This is a genomic window from Metabacillus idriensis (assembly GCF_050483325.1).
Classification (GTDB): Bacteria; Bacillota; Bacilli; order Bacillales; family Bacillaceae; genus Bacillus_P; species Bacillus_P idriensis_A.
This window is the reverse complement of record NZ_JBCMYF010000008.1, coordinates 136,207-156,010: the sequence shown is the minus strand read 5'-3', so window position 1 is coordinate 156,010 and position 19,804 is coordinate 136,207. Positions and strand designations below refer to the sequence as shown.

Annotated in this window: 17 protein-coding genes; all 17 read right to left on the bottom strand. The window is 40.4% G+C overall.

The window, feature by feature from the left end; translation table 11 throughout:
* Nucleotides 1–2 precede the first annotated feature (2 nt).
* The 17 genes from pgsA to ABEQ24_RS05495 all read right to left on the bottom strand — a co-directional run bounded on the left by pgsA (nucleotide 3) and on the right by ABEQ24_RS05495 (nucleotide 19,448).
* A complete protein-coding gene (pgsA, locus tag ABEQ24_RS05575) occupies nucleotides 3–581 on the bottom strand; it encodes a CDP-diacylglycerol--glycerol-3-phosphate 3-phosphatidyltransferase (RefSeq protein ID WP_430005839.1) in 579 nt (192 codons plus the stop codon).
* Nucleotides 582–653: 72 nt separating this feature from the next.
* Nucleotides 654–1,547, bottom strand: coding sequence for a helix-turn-helix domain-containing protein (locus ABEQ24_RS05570; RefSeq protein ID WP_430005838.1), 894 nt, complete (start codon nucleotides 1,545–1,547; stop codon nucleotides 654–656).
* An 18-nt stretch (nucleotides 1,548–1,565) separates the two neighbouring features.
* On the bottom strand, nucleotides 1,566–2,357 hold the full coding sequence (locus ABEQ24_RS05565; protein ID WP_223442480.1) for a DUF3388 domain-containing protein: 792 nt from the start codon (nucleotides 2,355–2,357) through the stop codon (nucleotides 1,566–1,568).
* Nucleotides 2,358–2,822: 465 nt separating this feature from the next.
* Entirely contained in the window at nucleotides 2,823–3,080 is a 258-nt protein-coding gene (locus ABEQ24_RS05560; RefSeq protein WP_430005837.1) for a DUF3243 domain-containing protein, read from the bottom strand.
* A gap of 81 nt (nucleotides 3,081–3,161) precedes the next feature.
* Nucleotides 3,162–3,884, bottom strand: a complete 723-nt coding sequence (gene ymfI / locus ABEQ24_RS05555) for an elongation factor P 5-aminopentanone reductase (protein WP_430005836.1) — start codon at nucleotides 3,882–3,884, stop codon at nucleotides 3,162–3,164.
* A gap of 84 nt (nucleotides 3,885–3,968) precedes the next feature.
* Complete coding sequence (gene yfmH / locus ABEQ24_RS05550) at nucleotides 3,969–5,255, bottom strand: EF-P 5-aminopentanol modification-associated protein YfmH (protein WP_430005835.1); 1,287 nt, start codon at nucleotides 5,253–5,255, stop codon at nucleotides 3,969–3,971.
* Nucleotides 5,252–6,535, bottom strand: a complete 1,284-nt coding sequence (yfmF, locus tag ABEQ24_RS05545; protein WP_430005834.1) for an EF-P 5-aminopentanol modification-associated protein YfmF — start codon at nucleotides 6,533–6,535, stop codon at nucleotides 5,252–5,254. Before yfmF ends, yfmH begins: the two co-directional genes overlap by 4 nt.
* Before the next feature lie 155 nt (nucleotides 6,536–6,690).
* Complete coding sequence (locus ABEQ24_RS05540; protein WP_430005833.1) at nucleotides 6,691–7,908, bottom strand: MFS transporter; 1,218 nt, start codon at nucleotides 7,906–7,908, stop codon at nucleotides 6,691–6,693.
* Nucleotides 7,909–8,065: 157 nt separating this feature from the next.
* Nucleotides 8,066–9,010 (bottom strand): ABC transporter permease, encoded by a 945-nt coding sequence (locus ABEQ24_RS05535; RefSeq protein WP_430005987.1) that lies wholly within the window; start codon nucleotides 9,008–9,010, stop codon nucleotides 8,066–8,068.
* Nucleotides 9,011–9,025: 15 nt separating this feature from the next.
* Nucleotides 9,026–10,072, bottom strand: a complete 1,047-nt coding sequence (locus tag ABEQ24_RS05530) for an ABC transporter permease (RefSeq protein ID WP_430005832.1) — start codon at nucleotides 10,070–10,072, stop codon at nucleotides 9,026–9,028.
* Nucleotides 10,069–11,598, bottom strand: coding sequence for an ABC transporter ATP-binding protein (locus ABEQ24_RS05525; protein WP_430005831.1), 1,530 nt, complete (start codon nucleotides 11,596–11,598; stop codon nucleotides 10,069–10,071). The genes ABEQ24_RS05530 and ABEQ24_RS05525 overlap by 4 nt, the downstream gene beginning before the upstream one ends.
* A gap of 257 nt (nucleotides 11,599–11,855) precedes the next feature.
* Nucleotides 11,856–12,902 carry a BMP family lipoprotein gene (locus tag ABEQ24_RS05520; RefSeq protein WP_430005830.1) on the bottom strand — a complete coding sequence of 349 codons (1,047 nt, stop codon included), beginning with the start codon at nucleotides 12,900–12,902 and terminating at the stop codon, nucleotides 11,856–11,858.
* Nucleotides 12,903–13,005: 103 nt separating this feature from the next.
* Nucleotides 13,006–13,731: a GntR family transcriptional regulator gene (locus ABEQ24_RS05515; protein ID WP_430005829.1), complete on the bottom strand. Its 726-nt coding sequence runs from the start codon at nucleotides 13,729–13,731 to the stop codon at nucleotides 13,006–13,008.
* Nucleotides 13,732–14,133: 402 nt separating this feature from the next.
* Nucleotides 14,134–16,497, bottom strand: a complete 2,364-nt coding sequence (locus tag ABEQ24_RS05510) for a DNA translocase FtsK (protein ID WP_430005828.1) — start codon at nucleotides 16,495–16,497, stop codon at nucleotides 14,134–14,136.
* A gap of 187 nt (nucleotides 16,498–16,684) precedes the next feature.
* Complete coding sequence (locus ABEQ24_RS05505; protein WP_430005827.1) at nucleotides 16,685–16,909, bottom strand: YlzJ-like family protein; 225 nt, start codon at nucleotides 16,907–16,909, stop codon at nucleotides 16,685–16,687.
* Nucleotides 16,906–17,658 carry a ClpP family protease gene (locus ABEQ24_RS05500; protein ID WP_430005826.1) on the bottom strand — a complete coding sequence of 251 codons (753 nt, stop codon included), beginning with the start codon at nucleotides 17,656–17,658 and terminating at the stop codon, nucleotides 16,906–16,908. The genes ABEQ24_RS05505 and ABEQ24_RS05500 overlap by 4 nt, the downstream gene beginning before the upstream one ends.
* Before the next feature lie 125 nt (nucleotides 17,659–17,783).
* Nucleotides 17,784–19,448: a ribonuclease J gene (locus ABEQ24_RS05495; protein ID WP_430005825.1), complete on the bottom strand. Its 1,665-nt coding sequence runs from the start codon at nucleotides 19,446–19,448 to the stop codon at nucleotides 17,784–17,786.
* Nucleotides 19,449–19,804 lie beyond the last annotated feature (356 nt).

The following is a 19,804-nucleotide window of genomic DNA, read 5'->3' as shown; positions in this document are numbered from 1 at the left end:
AATTACTTGGAATTCAGTAATGCGGCTTTGTTTTTTGCAAAATAGTCCCATCCTGAATATACCGTAAAGAATAATGCTACCCATAATGCGATGTCTGCAAACGGGAATGAAATGAAGACAAATGGAATATTGTGCAAAAGCAGGGCTGATATCGCGATAATCTGAGCCCATGTTTTAATTTTCCCGAGCATATTGGCTGCAACTACTTCACCTTCGCCTGCAAGCACAAGACGCAAACCTGTAACAGCGAATTCACGGCTGATGATGATAATCACAATCCAAGATGGTGCAAGGCCAAGCTCAACTAGGATAATCAGCGCTGCAGATACAAGCAGTTTATCTGCAAGCGGATCTAAAAATTTCCCTAAGTTTGTCACCATATTAAGCTTACGCGCATAGTAACCGTCTACCCAGTCCGTTGTAGACGCTATAATAAATAATATCGCTCCTGCCAGGTGTGTCACTGGAATGGGAGCATCTCCGATATATAAGGTGCCCCAGTCAAAAGGAGCGAGCATAATCACCATGAAGACTGGGATTAAGAGAATTCTTGAGATGGTAATGCGATTCGGTAAATTCATGTTTTTTCCTCCAGATAATAAAAGTATGTATCAGAAAATATAAAAGAAAGAAAAGCCATCTTGAAGATGACTTTACTCCTTAGTATATACAATCTGCATATCTTGTCTTACAGTTTTTTTCGGATCAATCTGATATTCCACAGGCTTTCCATTCACCTTAATTTCAGCAGCCGAAGCATTTCCGATGACGATAAATGCTTCTGTTTCATTCGTAAAGTCATGAGCCTCGGTTTGATCTTTCTTCAGCATGCCGCTGTAGAATTTTTTTCCAGATGCATTACGGATCTCAATCCAAGTCTGCCCTTTAGAGGTAACTTCAAGTTTAAATTCTTTGGCTTTTTTGAGTTCGTATACCGCTTTTCTGGCTGTCTTTTCTTTAAATGCAAGTTCAGAAGTCAGTTCTTCAGGTTTCTCCTCTTCAGGCTTTTCTTCTTTGGCTTTTTCATCATCTGCAGCTTTCTCTGCTGTTTCTTTGGAGTCAGCAGCATCTTCGCCATTATCAATTGAATCGTATTCATTTTCGCCGTTTGAAATTTGCTGAGCCTGATCTTCCGTTTCTTTTGCACCATCCGGCTTGTCCTTTTGGACAAAAATCCAGATCACGACCGCTACTAATAATACCAATACGATTATTAAGATCCTAGGCAAAATTTCCAAAGCCTTGGACGCTGACTTTGGCAGCTCTTTATGTGTTTTAACCCTTGAAAGCTCAGGAGTTTCATCTGAATGTACAACAGGTATTTCATTCTTATGCTCATCGAAAATCCGGTCCGGATCAAGTCCCACTGTTTCAGCATACTGTTTAATAAATGCCCGCACATAGAAATTCCCCGGCATGACGCCGTAATTGCCTTCTTCAATTCCAATCAGATACCGCTTTTGAATTTTTGTCATTGCCTGGAGATCGTCAAGACTTAACTTCCGCTCTTCTCTCGCCTGCTTAAGTCGATTTCCTAGTTCACTCAACCATAACACCTTCCATATCTAAAAATCAAACCCGGAAAAACTCGATTCATCAAACATTTGAGGGCCAGATGCTTCCTCATATGTAATCTTTTCATCCGGATCGTTTCGAAGTTCAATTATATAGTCAAAATCATCAAGTGTATACTCTGTATTTTGTACAAACATATCAGGATGCTCGACAACTTTTGTAGCAGACAGCCTCATGATTTCTCTCACAAGCTGCAAATGTTTTTCAGAGCCTCTTCTTGTGGAAACAATCCCATCAATAATAAATACATTATCAACACTGTATTCATCTGCAATGAGCTGGCTTCTGATTGTCTGTTTTAATAAAGTTGAAGACACAAAAAGCCATCTTTTGTTAGCACAAACACTTGATGCGACAATTGACTCTGTTTTGCCGACGCGGGGCATGCCTCTTATACCGATCAATTTGTGGCCTTCCTGTTTATATAATTCAGCCAAAAAATCCACAAGCAGGCCAAGTTCGTCTCTGACAAAACGGAATGTCTTTTTATCATCTGCATCACGCTGTATGTATCTTCCGTGCCGGACTGCAAGTGTATCTCTTAATTTCGGCTTGCGCAATTTCGTTACTTTAATATGATCCATCGTATTTAAAATAGATTCAAGCCTTTGGATCTGCTCGTTATTAGAACACTTAAGCAGCAATCCCCTGCGGCTGTCATCCACACCATTTATTGTCACAATATTTATAGAAAGCATCCCGAGAAGCGAAGAAATATCGCCAAGAAGTCCGGGACGGTTTTTTTGAATTTCATACTCTAAATACCATTCCTGCATCTCCAAAAAAGGACCCCCTTTAAAAACCAGGTCTGTTACACCTATATCCTTATCATAAAGCATTTTGTTGAAAGAGGAAAGAATAATTCCTTGACAATAAAAAAGGGGGTATGAGGACCTAGAATGCACTGTTTGTTTTACCAGTTACTGGTCTATTGCTTTTCCCATCGAACAAAATGAAAGAGAAAAAAAGAATGTTGTTTTTTCTTTAATATATAAGGCTCTTTTCGTAAAAATTGTTGTTTTTAGACGAGATGATAAACTATAAGTGGATTGCAGCGGAAGGAACTTGACTCCTGCGGGAAAATAGAGCGAAATGGAAGACCCCGCAGGCTCGCCGAGGAGGCTTCCACGCTCCCCGCGGAAAGCAAGTTCCTGTAACGGAAAGGAACGGGCAGCATTATTAATCAAAAACAACAATCAATGCGAAAACAGCCATATATAAAAAAAGAGAGGACCTGCGTCCCCTCTTTATCTTGTACCGTTATTTTGCACAAGCTTAACCATCATGTTTGCGATGGCATGCTGCTCGTCTTTAGAAGCTACGCTCCAAAGATCAGCAAGAACTCTTTCCTGATCATTTTTCGGATCAACTTGTTTCGCTAAGTAATCGCCGATTTCGTAAGCCAAGTCATTAACAGCTTCCGTTTTCATGCCATCTCCTTCAGCGTGGTGCAGACGGTCGCCGAGGAAGTTTTTCCATGAATCCCAGTTTTCTAAAACAGACATTATAACCCCTCCTAATTAAGTGGAATACAATGTTAGTTTGTCTTGCATGAACCGATTTATACGGTTAGGCTAAAGAAAAATTTATGTATGCCATCCGCCGTTTACAGAAAGCACTTGCCCTGTAATATAGCTTGCCCGCTCTGATGATAAAAACAAAACAGCTTCTCCAATCTCCTCCGGCTTTCCGATTCGGCCCATAGGAATTTCATCTTTAAGATCAGAGAGCTCATCCTCTGAAAAAGCCTGAAGCATGTCTGTGGCAACCGCTCCAGGCGCAATCGCATTTACCCTGATGCCCGAAGGAGCCAATTCTTTTGCAAGAGCTTTTACAAATGTATTTTGTCCGCCTTTAACCATACTGTATAAGACTTCACATGAAGCACCAATTTCTCCCCAAATGGAAGAAATAACTATGATGCTGCCTCTTTTGTTTCTAACCATTCCAGGAATCAGTTCTTTAGTAAGCATATATGGACTTGTTATTTGAAGCTGAACCATCTGGTGAATTTCCGCGTCTTTTAAATCTGTCATTAAACCGTAGAAACTCTTCCCGCTGTTTAAAACGAGCAAGTCGATCGGATGATCTAGCTGATCGCAAAGTCTTTTTACGCCTTCCGCCTCTGAAAGATCTGCTTTTACCGGTATGCAGTCACCTGTCAGCTCCAGTTCCTTCATAAGCTGTATCACACTGTCTTCATTCTTGTGATAATGCAGATATAATTGATATCCTTCCCCTGCAAGCTTTTTGGCAATAGCTTTTCCGATTCCGCCGCTTGCACCAGTAATCAATGCTGTTTTTTTCATTTTTTTCTCCTTAAAATATTAGCTGTCATCTCTTTTTTGCTTTATAGATCAGCCAGATAAAAAAACATCCTTTAAAAGGATGCTTTACTTCGGCACTACTTGACAGACTGAAAATAAATTCTCGTCAATTACTTGATTCAGCGTATGGTGAATATCGTCATTTGTCAATTGTTCAAGCGTCGGGACAACATCAAACAAATTCATTTCGTTAAAGGAATAACGTGTAAACTGGTTCGCGATGTATTCCGGTGAATTAATTGCTCTTAAAAAAGAGCCGATTTTCTTTTTCTTGGCGTTATCGAGGCGATCTGCAGGAATACCGTCCTGTTTAGCTTTCAGCAGCGTGCTCTTTATTTCTTCAGCAAGCTGATCGGGCTGATCTGTATCTCCGCCTATCATTGCAAATCCAAAACCGCTTTCTTCCGTGTAATCAAAACTGAACGTGTCATCAATAAGTCCATTCTCATAAAGGTGGGTATAGGTGTCTGTGCTTTTGCCGAAAACCATATCAAGAATCAGGTTCATGCACAGTTCGTGTTTTAATAGCTCATCACCTGACCGGTCTGCCTGTTTAGCCTTCAGCCCGACTAAACACTTAGATGACTGCACATTCATTTTCAGCTTTTCTAATGGTTTTGCTACAGTATCCGGTTCATCCACTTCAGCACGCTTGATTTCAGATTGAGGTTTAAACTCTTTTTTATCCTGATTTTCACGGATTTGAGAGAGAATTTGTTCAGGGTCAATTGGACCTACAACAAAAAGCAGCATATTGCTTGGATGGTAGAACGTATTGTAGCACTCGTAAAGAAGATCTTTCGTAATTTTGGAAATCGATTCAACGGTTCCGGCAATATCAATACCTACCGGATGGTTATGAAACATATTCTGAATTAGTCCAAAATAAAGTCTCCAGTCAGGATTGTCATCATACATATTGATTTCCTGTCCGATGATGCCCTTTTCTTTTTCAACCGATTTTTCAGTAAAATACGGCTCTTGAACGAAATCGATGAGCGTTTCTAAATTTTTTTCAACATTTGACGTACTTGAAAATAAGTAAGCCGTTCGGGTAAACGAGGTAAAGGCATTAGAAGAAGCACCCTGTTTGCTGAAATCCTGAAAAACATCGCCGTCTTCTTTTTCAAACAGTTTATGCTCTAAAAAGTGAGCGATCCCATCCGGAACTAATTTCATTTCATTTTGATCAAGAGGCACAAATTGATTATCGATAGAGCCGTATTTTGTTGTAAACGTTGCATATGTCTTATTAAACCCTTTTTTAGGAAGAACATATACATCAAGTCCATTTTTCATTTTTTCATAAAAGAGCTCTTCCTGAAGCTGATCAAACTTTATGGATTTTGTCATTGTGCACCCTCCATTCCTTTTAAGAAATAGATCGTATCCAGCTGGATTTTCTTAGCCGCTGCGATGATTTCCTCTTTTGTTACCTTTTCAATTCCCTGCAGATATTTATCAAAAGGTTCATTAATATTGGAAAGAACATTATGATATAGAACTTCAACAGAGCCGTATGATGTATCGATTGTTTCAAGCAGCTGATTTTTAATGACTGCTTTAGTCTGATCGATGTCTTTATCTTCAAAATCTCCATTTTTCATAGCTTCGAGCTGTTCTTTGATAATCGTTACCGCCCGCTCATAATTCGCAAATTCAATTCCAGACATCACCATTAAGAGCCCTTTATGACTCTCGACTCTGGATGCCGCATAATAAGCAAGGCTTTCTTTTTCGCGGACATTGATAAATAGCTTTGAGTGCGAAAATCCGCCGAAAATGCCATTGAACACTTGCAGTGCATAATAAGTGTGATCTCCATAAGTGCAATTTGTGCGGTAGCCGATGTTCAATTTACCCTGTTTAACATCCTGATCTTCCATTACTTCATTCGGTTCTGTGATCTCTTTTTCGGTAATGGATTTTTCTACAGTCTGATGAGAATTTTCATTAAAAGCGAAAAACCTTTTTGTATATTCACTGACTTCATCAGCGGAGACATCCCCGACAACATACAAATCCATTTTATCTTCTTTTAAGGCTTTTTTATAATACTCATACAAACTTGAAGAAGTAATTTTTTCAAGATGATCGATTTCTCCATTGACATGCAGGCGATAAGGTTCATCTTTGCACATTTCCTGGACAAGTCTTAAATTGGAATACCTCATTTTGTCATCATATACAGCCTGAATGCGCTGTTTCAGTGTGCGTTTCTCCTGATTAATAATTTCATCAGGAAAAGAATCTTCTTTCACTACAGGAGACAATATGATTTCCGACAGCAGCTGCAGCGCTTTTTCAAGCAAGGGTGTCTGATCTGATAAAAAGCGTTCATTTGCAACTTCAATCCGGATCGAAATGATATGATGATCGCCTTTTTTAGATAAATCTACAAACAAAGTTGCCCCGTAAAGCTCATCTAGATGCTTTCTTAGCTCTGTGCTCGTCGGAAAAGATTTTGTTCCCCGCTGCAGCACATAAGGAAGCAGAGCTCTGAATGTGACATCCTCTTCGTTCAGCGGTGCAAGCATTTTAAATACAAGTGAATTTGTTTTGAATTTATTCGTTTGAACGGTATGCAATGTTAACCCATTAATTGATTCTATTTGTTCTTTTAAAAATTCCATTGTGACCCTCCTCGCGTGGCAGATTCCATTTTATTTTTTCCTGTTTTCTAATTTAGCGTATGGATTCATTCTAGTAATTATATCAACTTTAGGATAATTAAGGAAATGTTAACCCTGAATTAAAAAGAAAAGACGCAATGCTGGAAAATTGCGTCCTATGCTTGCTTTAAGGCAAGTTTCGATTCTTTAGAAGGTTTGATAAAGAAAAGCGCAATTAAAACAGCAAGCAAACTCACACCAGCAGAAACATAATAAACTAAATGATCTCCTGCTGACATAATGTAGGCATAAACAGGCGGTCCGGCCGCAACCCCTATAAACCTCATTGAACTGTAAATCGATGTAATGGTTCCCCGTTCTTCCTTTTCCACTCCTTCTGTAATCAGAGCGTCAAGTGCAGGCAAAGAGACCCCGATTCCAATTCCGCTGATAATTAAAAAAAGTATTAAAAATGTAAAACTATGCTGTATTCGGATGGCAATAAAAGAGACAGTCAGAAGTGCCATTCCAAACGAAATGACAACTTTCATAAGCTGTTTGTTCTGACCGATTTTTCTGCCTGCTATAAAAGAGCTGATCGATAGCGCAAGCAGAGGAACGGCAAGCATGGCTCCTTTATAAATTCCTTTAATGTTATATTGCTTTTCCAGTGTATCAGACAAATAAAAAAGCACCCCAAATAAGATAAACATAATAAAGCAGCCGATTGCAAAAATAGCATAGAGCCATCTGCCCTTTTCCTTAAAAATCCCTCTTACGCAGCTTAAAAATTCTTTAATGGACTGATTCTCTTTTTCCTGTTTTGGTATTTTCACCAAAAAAAAGACAAGCGCTACACTGATCAGACTGAAAAAAGGAATAAACCAAAAGGGCAAAAACCAAACAAAGGTTGCAAGCAGCGCGCCGATGATCGGGCTTAAGACTTTTCCGGCTGTATTTGCTGTTTCAATAAGCCCGAGTCCTGAACTCACTTCTTCATCTTGTTCAAACATATCGCCGATAAGAGGAATGACTACGGGAGCAGCTCCCGCTGACCCAATTCCCTGCAGAACACGTCCGAGAAGAATAATCTTAAAAGGATCATCCATTGTCCATGAAGCCCAGCCTGATACGGCCCCGCCTGCACCAGCAATAAGCAGACACGGAACCATGACTAATTTTCTTCCGAAACGGTCAGACAAATAGCCTGCAACAGGTATGAGGAGAATGGCAACAACTGAATATACGGTAATGATGAGAGACACTTGAAATGATGAAATCCCCAGCTGTTTTTCAATCAGGGGCAATACTGGTATTAACATGGAATTTCCAAGAGTCATCACTAATGGAACAGAGGATAACGCGATTAAATCAAGCTTCTTTTTTGCTCCCATTCTTTTCACCTTTGCTTCTTAGTATCTTGCATTTGCATTGATTAGATTTTGCCTCTAAATAAAAAAAGTATACTCTGATCCTGATAAGACATACTTTCTCTTGATATAAAAAAAGCGGCCAAGCCTCATAAACTTGAGGCCTGACCGCTTCTGCTGATCAGCGTTTTCCTTTTTCGTAAGGAGTTCCCAGCGCTTTTGGTGCATCCGCACGTCCTATAAATCCAGTTAAAGCTAAAATGGTTAAAACGTAAGGAGTAATTAACAAGTACATAGTCGGTATTCCTTCAAGCAATGGCAGCTGTCCGCCGATCACGCTCAGACCTTGAGCGAGCCCGAAGAATATGGCAGCACCCATAGCACCAAGCGGATGCCATTTACCGAAGATAAGAGCAGCAAGAGCCATGAATCCCTGTCCGCTGATTGTTGCATGGCTGAAATCACGGGCAATGATTGTCGCGTATACAGCACCGCCGACACCAGCAAAAGCCCCGCTTAAAATAACGCCGATATAGCGCATTTTCACAACATTTATCCCCATAGTATCTGCAGCCATCGGATGTTCTCCAACTGCACGCAGACGAAGTCCAAATGGCGTTTTATACATAACGAACCAAACAGCAAACGCCGTGATAATGGCAATATATGTTGTTATATATCCGTTTGAGAAAAATAACGGTCCAATAACAGGAATATCGCTGAGGAAAGGGATATCCATTTTGCTGAAACTTTCTGCGATGCGGTCTGTTTGTCCTTTTCCGTAGAACAATTTTACAAGGAAAAGAGATAAACCAATGGCAAGAAAGTTAATAGCTACCCCGCTTACAACCTGATCGGCACGGAATGTGATGGATGCTACTGCGTGAAGAATGGAAAGCACAGCTCCGGCAGCCATTGCAACTAAAATAGACAGCCAGGGAGTTGCATCCCCAAGTGCATCGGCATATGTCAGGTTAAAAACGATGGCAACGAAGGCTCCAATAACCATCAATCCTTCAAGCCCAATATTAACAACTCCTGACCGTTCACTGAACATGCCTCCAAGTGCAGTGAAAATAAGCGGAGCGGCAACGAATAACGCTGTAGGGATGATGAGTTCTAGCATCTGTAGTATGCTCACTTATTTCCCCTCCTTTTTGAAACGCAGTAAAATCCAGCGAATGAAATAGCTTGAAGCAACGAAAAGAATAATCAAAGCAATGACAATTTCAACAAGCTCATATGGCACGCCGGCCTCAGATGGCATATTCAGCGCACCAACCTTCAATCCGCCGAATAAGGCGGCTGCGAAAATGATGCCAAGTGCTGTGTTTCCTCCTAAAAGAGCTACAGCGATTCCGTCAAATCCAACACCTGTAAACCCGCCTTTAACAGAAACATACTGGAATGTTCCAAGCCCTTCCATCGCACCGGCGATTCCTGCAAATGCTCCGGAAATGACCATCGAAAGAATAATATTGCGGCTGACATTCATACCTGCATATTGTGCAGCATCCTGATTAAATCCAACTGATCTGAGTTCATATCCTTTAGTTGTCTTCTCAAGCAGGAACCACATGACTAGAGCTCCAATCAAAGCAAGGAATATTCCATAGTGCATTCTTGAATAGTCTGTCATTGTCTGAAAGAATTCAGAGCTTAATGAAGCAGAAGGGAAAATGTTTTCCGACTTATCCCCTTTATCAGATAAAACATACTGAATTAAATGATTTGTTAAATATAAGGCAATATAGTTCATCATAATTGTCACAATGACTTCGTGAACCTTAAATTTTGCTTTTAATAACCCTGGAATGAAACCCCATAGTGCACCTGCAGCAGCAGCAACGATGATTGCAAGCGGCAAATGGATGATTTTTGGAAGCTCAAATGCAACTCCTACCCATACAGCTGCAAACCAGCCTACAATCAGCTGTCCTTCTACACCGATATTAAATAAACCCGTTCGGAATGCAAAAGCGACAGCAAGTCCTGCAAAAATATATGGAGTTAACTGGCGGATTGTTTCGCCGATATAGTAGGTATCTCCAAAGATTCCGTTCCACAATGCTGAGTAGCCGGCTACTGGATCATATCCGGTTACGAGCATGATGACCGCTCCGCAGATCAATCCCAGGAAAACGGCAATTACGGGTACGATAATATTAAAATAGCGCGCTATATTCATGATGATGCACCTGCTTCCCTGCGGCTGCTTCCTGCCATAAGCAAACCAAGCTCCTGCTCAGTTGTTTCTTTCGGACTCACAATCGCAACGATTTTTCCTTCATAGATAACTGCGATCCTGTCGCTTACATTCATGATTTCCTCAAGCTCAAATGAAATGAGAAGGACGGCTTTACCTTTATCTCTTTGTTCAATTAAGCGTCTGTGAATAAATTCAATCGCACCGACATCAAGACCCCTTGTCGGCTGTGCAGCAATCAATAAATCAGGATCTCTGTCAACTTCACGGCCAATAATGGCTTTTTGCTGATTTCCTCCTGACAGGGAACGTGCATTTGTTGAACTGCTTGGAGTTCTGACATCAAATTCCTTGATCAGTTTTTCTGCTTTGTCATAAATCGCTTTAAAATTCAGCACGCCTTTTTTTGAATAGGGCTTTTGATAATACGTTTGCAAAACCATATTTTCTCCGACCGGAAAATCAAGAACCAAGCCATGTTTATGACGGTCCTGTGGAATATGGCCGACACCGGCTTCAGTTATCTGACGGGGACGCTGATTTCTGATGTCTTTTCCATTTAATAGAATGGAACCAGACTCTGAATTCATTAATCCGGTAATTGCTTCAATCAATTCAGATTGACCATTGCCGTCCACTCCCGCGATTCCTACAATTTCACCTGCTTTAACTGATAGATTCAATGAATCTATCACCGTTACATTTCTGCTGTCTTTGACAGTTAAGTCTTGGATTTTCAGAACTTCTTCAGCTGGAACAGCTTCTGTCTTTTGAGTCGTAAAAAGAACTTCTCTCCCAACCATAAGTGCTGCGAGTTCGTTTGGATTTGTCTCAGCAACATTTACAGTGCCAATGCCTTCTCCTTTTCGGATAACCGTTACGCGGTCACACACTTCCATAATTTCTTTCAGTTTATGAGTAATCAGTATGATTGATTTGCCTTCTTTGATCAGTGTTTTCATAATGCCGATTAATTCTTTTATTTCTTGCGGTGTAAGGACTGCAGTCGGTTCATCAAAAATTAAAATTTCAGCTCCCCGGTACAGCGTTTTCAGTATTTCTACACGCTGCTGCATTCCTACTGAAATATCACTTATTTTTGCAGATGGATTAACAGCAAGTCCATATTTTTCTGAGATTTCTTTTACTTGCTTTTCTGCATCCTTTAAGTTGATTTTTCCTGTTTTAACAGGTTCATTGCCAAGAATAATATTTTCAGTTACGGAAAAATTATTGACAAGCATGAAATGTTGGTGTACCATACCTATTCCCAGATCATTAGCAATGTTAGGGTTAGTAATGTTTACTTTTTTGCCATTTACACGGATTTCACCTTTTTCAGGCTGATATAGACCGAATAAAACGTTCATTAAAGTGGATTTCCCTGCGCCATTTTCACCCAGAAGCGCGTGAATTTCACCCTTTTTGACCTGTAAATTGATATTATCGTTTGCGACGATTCCCGGAAATTCTTTGCGGATTCCAAGCATTTCAATGACATATTCCAACATGATCACTCCTTTTCCTGAAGCTCATTGATGATTAAGATGATAGATGTTAGGAAATTTATGTTTACCCTTACATAACCAGTTAATTGACTCCCTTTTTACTTTTAAAATCACCAACTAAAAATCTATAATTCCATCACTCAAAGATGTGCAAATCGACCTAGTTTTCTATTATAGACTTTTAGTCAGGCGACTTTTCAGGCTAATAAAAAGGCTAGGAACAAACTAGCCTTTTTATCAGTAATATAGTTCAGTGCTTATTCAAATGGTACTTTAATTTCACCGTCGATGATTTTTTGCTTGTATTCATCAACTTTAGCGATAACTTCTTCAGAAAGGTTATCTTGTGTAGGGGCAATTCCTACACCGTTTTCTTTAAGTCCGTACTCAATGATCTCTCCGCCAGGGAAGTCGCCGCCTTTAGCTTTTTCAGCTAAGTCTTTAACAGCAACGTCAACGCCTTTAACCATAGAAGTAAGTGTTACGTTGAAGCCGTCGCCTTCGCCAAGCTCATGCTGATCGCGGTCAACTCCGATAACCCATGCGTCTTTGTCCGGATTTTTCGTTTTTAAGTCAACTGCTGCAGTGAATACGCCGTTTCCAGCTCCGCCTGCTGCGTGATAAATGACGTCTGCGCCTTGACCGTACATGATTTCAGCAACTTGCTGCCCTTTAGCTGCATCACTGAATGTTCCTGCATACTGAACGATAACTTCTGCATCAGGATTAGCCGCTTTAACGCCTTCGACAAATCCAACTTCAAACTTTTTGATTAATGAGCCTTCCATGCCGCCAACAAATCCTACTTTGTTTGATTTTGTTGAAAGTCCTGCAGCAACACCGACAAGGAATGAGCCTTCATGCTCTTTAAATGTGATGCTTGCAACGTTAGGCTTGTCTACTACACTGTCAACGATTGCAAAGTTTGCATCTTTTTGCTGATCCGCAATTTTAGTCACAGCATCTGTCATCAAGTAGCCGATTCCATAAACTAAATCAAATTTTTGACGAACTAGTTTGTTTAAGTTTGTTTCATAGTCTGCGTCGCTTTGAGATTGAAGGTAATCAAATCCGCCTGTTCCTTTTTCAAGGCTGTTGTCTTCACCGTAAGACTTAATGCCTTCCCATGCAGACTGGTTAAATGATTTGTCGTCAACTCCGCCTGTATCCGTTACCATTGCAACAGAATAGCCTTCTTTTTTGTCTCCGCCTGCATTGTCTTTATCTTCAGATGATCCGCAAGCGCTCAGCAATGTTCCTGCAGCAAGTACAAGTGACAATGTTAAACCTAATCGTTTTTTCACTTTCATTTTCCCCCTATTATTCATTTCAAATGTTTGTTAACAAGAGCCTTTGTCCAAAACACCTTCGTCCTTGGAACCACCTCCTTAAAATAGCAAACGTTTATTACAAGCGCTTTCTTACTACATGGAAACTAAATTGATCAGCGCGGAAGTAATTCAGTGAGAATAAAACGGGTTGATCATTTTCATCAAAATGCATTTGTTTTAAACACAGCAAAGCGGTTTCAGGATCACATTCAAGGATTGGGGAAATCTTATCGTGGTACCCGATTGGTTCTATATGAGTTACGGCATACGAAATATAGCGGCCAGCCTCGTCATGGAGCAATTCAAACAGCGATTCCTGCTCATGAATGAATGACTGTGGAAGAATCTGTCTTGGAATTTTGTCAAGACAATAAACGACCGGCTTTCCATTCGCCGTTCTGACGCGTTCAAGCAGAAAGATATCGTCGTTTGGACGGCATTTAAAGCGTTTTACATCTTCCTCGGTAGGGCTGTTAACTTGTGAGGATAAAAAGATTGTGCCAGGAACCATATTGGCCTGTTCGATCATTTCTGTAACACTGTTAAGCTGCTCAATTCCAGAAGTAAACAGCGGTTTGGAGTTGATGAACGTTCCGACGCCATGGCGGCGAATGATAACGTTCTCTTCTTCGAGAATGCGAAGCGCTTCTCTTAATGTTGCGCGGCTGACTCCGAGTTTTTTTGAAAGCTCAAATTCAGATGGAAGTTTTTCTTTTTCTACATATGTTCCATTTTCAATATCTTCTTTAATTTTATCAATTACTTGCAAGTATAAATGACGGTTATCTGTTTTTATGGTCATATTAAGCCTCCGTCTAATCGTTTCAATCCAGAGATCAGACATCTGATGTTATACCCTTTCTCTAATCGAAAATAATATACCATGTATTCTGAAATAAATAAATAGAAATTTATTAAATTTGTCGAAAATTGATAGCCCTTTCTCACTAGTGTTTCTCTTTTCCTAGAGATTTCATCACAAAATATGCTCTATTATTCTATTCATTATTTACTATTTTCAGTTATTTTTTTTCATTTTATAAAAGATTGTGTTTAAAGGTAACCGTTGCTTTCCGCGGTCCGGCATTACGCCTCTGCCTCCCGCAAAAGTCATTGTCCATGCAGCACAGATCCAATCAAGAATTAAATAACAGCACAAGTTAAGAAAAATTGCCTAAAAAAAAGAAAGGCACAGCGCCTTTCTTTACGAACTTACTTCATCATAATGATCTTTTGACAGCAGCACTTCTCTCGGCTTGCTTCCTTCATACGGGCCGACAACCCCTCGGTCCTCCATTGCATCAATAAGTCTTGCGGCTCTCGTATACCCTACTCTGAATCGTCTTTGCAGCATGGATACAGAAGCTGTCTGCATTTCCAGAACGAGCTGAACGGCGTCATCGTAAAGATCATCACTGACTTCTTCCTTTACTTCCGGAGTTTCGCCAGGTATCATTTCCTCCTGATATTGAGCTCTTTGCTGAGAAATGACATAAGAAACAACCTGCTCGACTTCTTCATCTGATAGAAATGCTCCCTGCACCCTGACTGGTTTTGATGCCCCTACAGGGAGAAACAGCATATCTCCTCGGCCAAGAAGCTTCTCTGCGCCGCCCATGTCAAGAATGGTTCTTGAATCAGTCTGTGACGAAACGCTGAATGCAATTCTGGATGGAATATTGGCTTTAATTACTCCCGTAATAACATCAACAGAAGGACGCTGTGTGGCAATAATTAAATGTATGCCCGCTGCCCGAGCCATCTGTGACAGACGCGTGATGGAATCCTCTACATCAGATGAAGCTACCATCATGAGATCTGCAAGCTCGTCCACGATCACGACAATATATGGGAACTCAGGATTTTTTGTTCCTTCTTCCAGGTTGGATCTTCTAATATAATCATTGTAGCCTTCAATATTTCTTGTCCCTGTATGAGAGAAAAGCTCGTATCTTCTTTCCATTTCATTGACAACCTTTTTTAAAGCTTGAGATGCTTTTTTAGGGTCTGTCACAACAGGCGCAAGCAGATGCGGAATTCCGTTATACACATTCAGCTCTACCATCTTCGGATCGATCATCATCATTTTTACTTCATGAGGCTTTGCTCTCATCAGTATGCTTGTAATAATGCCGTTGATGCACACACTTTTCCCGCTTCCAGTAGAACCGGCAACTAGAAGATGAGGCATTTTATTCATTTCTGCAAGGACGGCATCTCCTGATATATCTCTGCCAAGTCCCATAAGAAGCTTAGCTTCAGGACGGTCATTTGCTTTTGATTCGAGAACTTCGCGCAGGGATACCATGGCGATTTCAGAATTAGGAACTTCAATTCCAATGGCTGATTTCCCTGGAATCGGCGCTTCTATCCGAATATCTTTAGCAGCAAGCGCAAGAGCTAAATCATCGCTAAGATTCACAATTTTACTTACCTTAACGCCTACATCAGGATATACTTCATATTTCGTAACCGCAGGACCTAAGTGAACCTGCGTCACTTTTGCTTTCACGCCAAAGCTTTGAAATGTTTTTTCAAGCTTGCGCGCATTTTCATAGATATTCTTTTTATCTGTTTGCTGGCTGTTGACCTTGGGCTGTGACAAAAGGTCCAGGGAAGGCAGCAAATAAGATTTATTTTCTACTTCAGTAAATGTAATCGGCGGGACTGAAGGTTCATCAGCCGTTTCGGTTTCAGTTTTCTTTTTCGGTGTTCTGACAGAAGGTTCGGGTTTAACCTGTTCCTGTTCCTGCTCTTGATCAAACGCTTTGATTTCCAGTTCATTTCTGTCTGCAAAACTTGAAATAATCGGCTCAACATGAATGATTTCTGCCTCTTCTTCCTCTGCAGGATCCTCCTTATGCCTTCGCTCTTTTTTTGCCTTTTTAGGTTTCACAGCTTCTGCTTTTTTCGCATTTTTAATCGATTGCGGCAGATTTTTCATATCCTCGTAAAAAGCGATTGCCTGTGTTTTCATAAAACGAAGAAATGGCGCAACGATTTTCCCTAGTGTAGAACCGAGAGATCTTCCGGTAATCAGCACAATGCCAATTAATATTAATATAAAAGAAATAATGCGGGACCCCGCTGCTGCAAATAAATAATAAGATGCTGCAAAAAGAATGGCTCCAATCATTCCTCCCCCAAGATCAGGCGTTCTTATCTGTCCATTAACCTCCATGAAAAAAAGTTCCCATGTATTTGTTATGACACTCGGAGAAGAGAGGGCGCCTTTTTTGGTAAGCATCTGAAACAGCGTGACATGACTTAAAAGCAGGATAGCGGACAAGATGCAATACAGGCCGACAATCTGCCTTGAAAATAATGACGGCCATCTTCGGTTCCACATCACATAACCTGATAGAACGAGCATGCCGATTAAAGCTGCCATATACCATTCACCAATAAAAAATCTGAATAAGTGAACGAACGTTTTTCCGACAAATCCTAAATTTGAAATCGCAATCAGCGAAATTGCGAGCAGGACGAGCCCGATAAGTTCAAATTTGAGCGTCTGCCGCCAGTCATCCCCTGTTTTTTTCTTTTGTCTCCGTTTTTGTTTTGCCATTAGTTATCACCTATGTATAAAATTTGCTAATGGCTGATTTCGCATCAACAGCTGTGAATCAGTCCAAGCATTTTAGTAAATATCCTATCAGAAACAGATACACTAGCGAAAAAAGCCTTTTATAAACAAAGAAAGCAGCCAATTGCAGGCTGCGGGCATGTTTGTGTAAAGATATTATAGCATATTATCAGGAAAACGAGAATGTCATAGAAATTTTTTGTCCGGGAGAATATTGTTCATTTAGATAATCTTGCGGATCTGTGCTTAAAAGCCTGACAATTTCATATTGGTTCTGTTCTGTCTGTCTTACTACCATTTGCAGACCATTCATTTCAATGGTTGAAACACTCTCAAAATCAGCTGTTTGTACTGGGAAAATGAGCTCTTCAGGCATGGATGTGTATAATATCATTGCAGCATTTGCTCCTCGCCTGATTCGTCTTTCTTGCCGATTAATTCATTCAGCTTCATAATCGCCTGGCCGACACCGCCGACTCCGTCAATAAGTCCATAATCTACAGCATCATTTCCAACGACATTCGTTCCAATATCCCTTGTTAAGTTGCCTTTTGAAAACATAAGTTCTTTAAACTTTTCTTCTGTAATATTTGAATGTTTCGTAACAAAATTAACAACGCGGTCCTGCATTTTGTCCAAATACTCAAACGTCTGCGGCACTCCAATGACCAGTCCGGTTAATCTGACCGGATGAATCGTCATAGTCGCTGTTTCTGCAATAAAAGAATAGTCGCATGAAACGGCAATCGGCACGCCAATGGAGTGGCCTCCTCCTAAAACAATGGAAACAGTAGGCTTTGATAAGGATGCAAGCATTTCTGCTATTGCAAGACCTGCTTCAACATCTCCCCCAACCGTATTCAGCACAATCAGGAGTCCTTCTATTTTAGGATTTTGCTCAATGGCCACGATTTGCGGGATAACATGCTCATATTTAGTTGTTTTATTTTGAGGAGGAAGCTGGATATGCCCTTCAATTTGCCCGATGATTGTCAGGCAATGAATTCTTGCATCCTGGGATAATTGCGGAACATTCGTCTGGCCAAGCTGCTGTATTTTTTCAACTAAAGAAGGTTCTTTCCCCTCTTGTTTATCCCCATTTGGTTCAGAATTTTCCTGTATGTAGCGGGAATCTTTGCTCATGTAGCTTCACCCTTTCTTTCTTCAATGACTTTATTATTCGCAGGTATTCCTGAAAACATTCGAAAGGGGATAAATTAAGACTTGCATTTCAGACAAAAAAAAGAGCCTTAAAAAAGGCTCTATCATTAAATCTCCATGATAATCGGCAAAATCATCGGTCTGCGCTTCGTTTGTTCAAATAAGAAACGGTTCAGCGCCTCACGGATATTTAATTTAAGTGCAGACCATTCAATTCCGTGGCCCTGCATGCTCTTTTCTACAATTTCTGTCACCATCTCAGAAGCTTTTAAAATCAGTTCTTCCGATTCCCTTACATAGACAAATCCTCTCGAAATGATCTCAGGACCTGAAATCATCACTTTTTTAGAGCGGTCGAGGGTGACAACGACAATGAGAATCCCATCCTGGGAAAGAAGCCTGCGGTCTCTCAATACGATGTTCCCGATATCTCCTACTCCAAGACCGTCAATCAGTACATTTCCTGAAGGAACTTTGGAAATGGATTTCACTTTATGCTGAGAGAACTCAATGACGTCGCCTTTTTCAACAACGAAAATATTTTCTTCTTCCATGCCGGCGGATTTTGCAAGTTTAGCATGTGCTTTTTGCATTTTGTACTCGCCGTTGATCGGAATAAAGTATTTCGGTTTCATCATATTCAGCATTAATTTTAATTCTTCCTGACTGCCGTGGCCTGATACATGGATTTGTTTTTGTCCGAAAATGACATTCGCTCCAGCACGGTACAGCTGATCGACTGTTTTGGAAAAATGAAGCTCATTTCCCGGTACAGGTGTTGCAGAGATGATAACAGTATCATCTTTTTCAATCCGAATTTGTTTATGAGCACCTTTTGCCATACGGGTTAAAACCGTGAGAGGTTCTCCCTGATGGCCTGTTGTCAGAATGGCTACTTCATTTTTAGGATATTTATCGATATCTTGGACGGGTATGATTAAATTTTCACTTTCAGTGATGTATCCTAAATTTTTCGCAATTTCATAAATATTTTTGATTGAATTTCCAAGCAGGACAAGCTTTCTTTTATTGTCAGATGCAGCTTCAATCACTTGGACGATGCGATTGATGTTTGAAGCATAAATCGCCACAATCATTCTTCCATTTGCATTGTACATCGCATCTGAAATTTCATTGCCAACAACTGTTTCCGAGGCTGTAAACCCTGGACGCTCTGCATTTGTACTGTCTGATAGGAGGCACAGGACGCCTTTTTCTCCAATCAGCGCCATTTTGCCTAAATCAGAGCTTGTATTAAGTACAGGTGTAGTATCAAATTTAAAATCCCCTGTATGTACAATTGCTCCAAGTGAAGTGTGGAAGCAAACTCCGACTGAGTCAGGAATACTGTGAATCGTTCTGAAGAAAGACACATGAACCCCATCAAAATCTAAAACAGTAGAAGAATCAACTTCTTGATAATCTGCTTTTTGCTTCGGATTTAGTTCTTTTACCTTTTGTGACACTAACGCAAGAGTCAATTTCGTGCCATAGACTGGAATCGACAGATGTCTCAGCACATAGAAAACGCCGCCAATGTTCTCGTCGTGACCGTGAGTTAAAAAGATCCCCTTCACCCGATCTGCATTCTCCCGCAAGTATGTAATGTCAGGAATGACCATATCAATCCCTAACATCCCGGCTTCTGGATACATCAATCCGGCATCAACGATAAAGATGTTATGATCGATTTCAATGACATACAAATTCTTGCCGATTTCTCCAACTCCGCCTAGGGCAATAATCTTGATGTTTTCTGTCTGTTTATTCAATTGGTAATCCTCCTTGAACCCGTCCAATACAACTAATGCCTATTATAACTGATGAAAGAAATGGAATACAAGGAAATAATCTCTTGGGAGCTCCGGAAATGAAAAGAAAACGAGTCCATTTTCATATTTTGAGATCAAAAAAGAGATTGGGACATAACGATAATCTCCTGAATTAAAGCCGAACATTGAGCAGTGCATAAACCATTAAAGAAAAGGACCATTTTCGCATAGGTTGTTGTTTTTCACGATAAATAATGTCCGATCTTTTGCTGCAATCCTCTTTAGCTTTCTAAGATTCAGTACTGCAGCAACAATATTCATGAAAAGAGCCAAAGAAAAAAATCCGAACTAAAACG

Coding starts and splice junctions, on each gene's coding strand:
- pgsA (WP_430005839.1), bottom strand. CDS start 581: ATGAATTTACCGAATCGCATTACCATCTCAAGAATTCTCTTAATCCCA.
- ABEQ24_RS05560 (WP_430005837.1), bottom strand. CDS start 3,080: ATGTCTGTTTTAGAAAACTGGGATTCATGGAAAAACTTCCTCGGCGAC.
- ymfI (WP_430005836.1), bottom strand. CDS start 3,884: ATGAAAAAAACAGCATTGATTACTGGTGCAAGCGGCGGAATCGGAAAA.
- yfmH (WP_430005835.1), bottom strand. CDS start 5,255: ATGACAAAATCCATAAAGTTTGATCAGCTTCAGGAAGAGCTCTTTTAT.
- yfmF (WP_430005834.1), bottom strand. CDS start 6,535: ATGGAATTTTTAAAAGAACAAATAGAATCAATTAATGGGTTAACATTG.
- ABEQ24_RS05540 (WP_430005833.1), bottom strand. CDS start 7,908: ATGGGAGCAAAAAAGAAGCTTGATTTAATCGCGTTATCCTCTGTTCCA.
- ABEQ24_RS05535 (WP_430005987.1), bottom strand. CDS start 9,010: ATGCTAGAACTCATCATCCCTACAGCGTTATTCGTTGCCGCTCCGCTT.
- ABEQ24_RS05530 (WP_430005832.1), bottom strand. CDS start 10,072: ATGAATATAGCGCGCTATTTTAATATTATCGTACCCGTAATTGCCGTT.
- ABEQ24_RS05515 (WP_430005829.1), bottom strand. CDS start 13,731: ATGACCATAAAAACAGATAACCGTCATTTATACTTGCAAGTAATTGAT.
- ABEQ24_RS05510 (WP_430005828.1), bottom strand. CDS start 16,497: ATGGCAAAACAAAAACGGAGACAAAAGAAAAAAACAGGGGATGACTGG.
- ABEQ24_RS05505 (WP_430005827.1), bottom strand. CDS start 16,909: ATGATATTATACACATCCATGCCTGAAGAGCTCATTTTCCCAGTACAA.
- ABEQ24_RS05500 (WP_430005826.1), bottom strand. CDS start 17,658: ATGAGCAAAGATTCCCGCTACATACAGGAAAATTCTGAACCAAATGGG.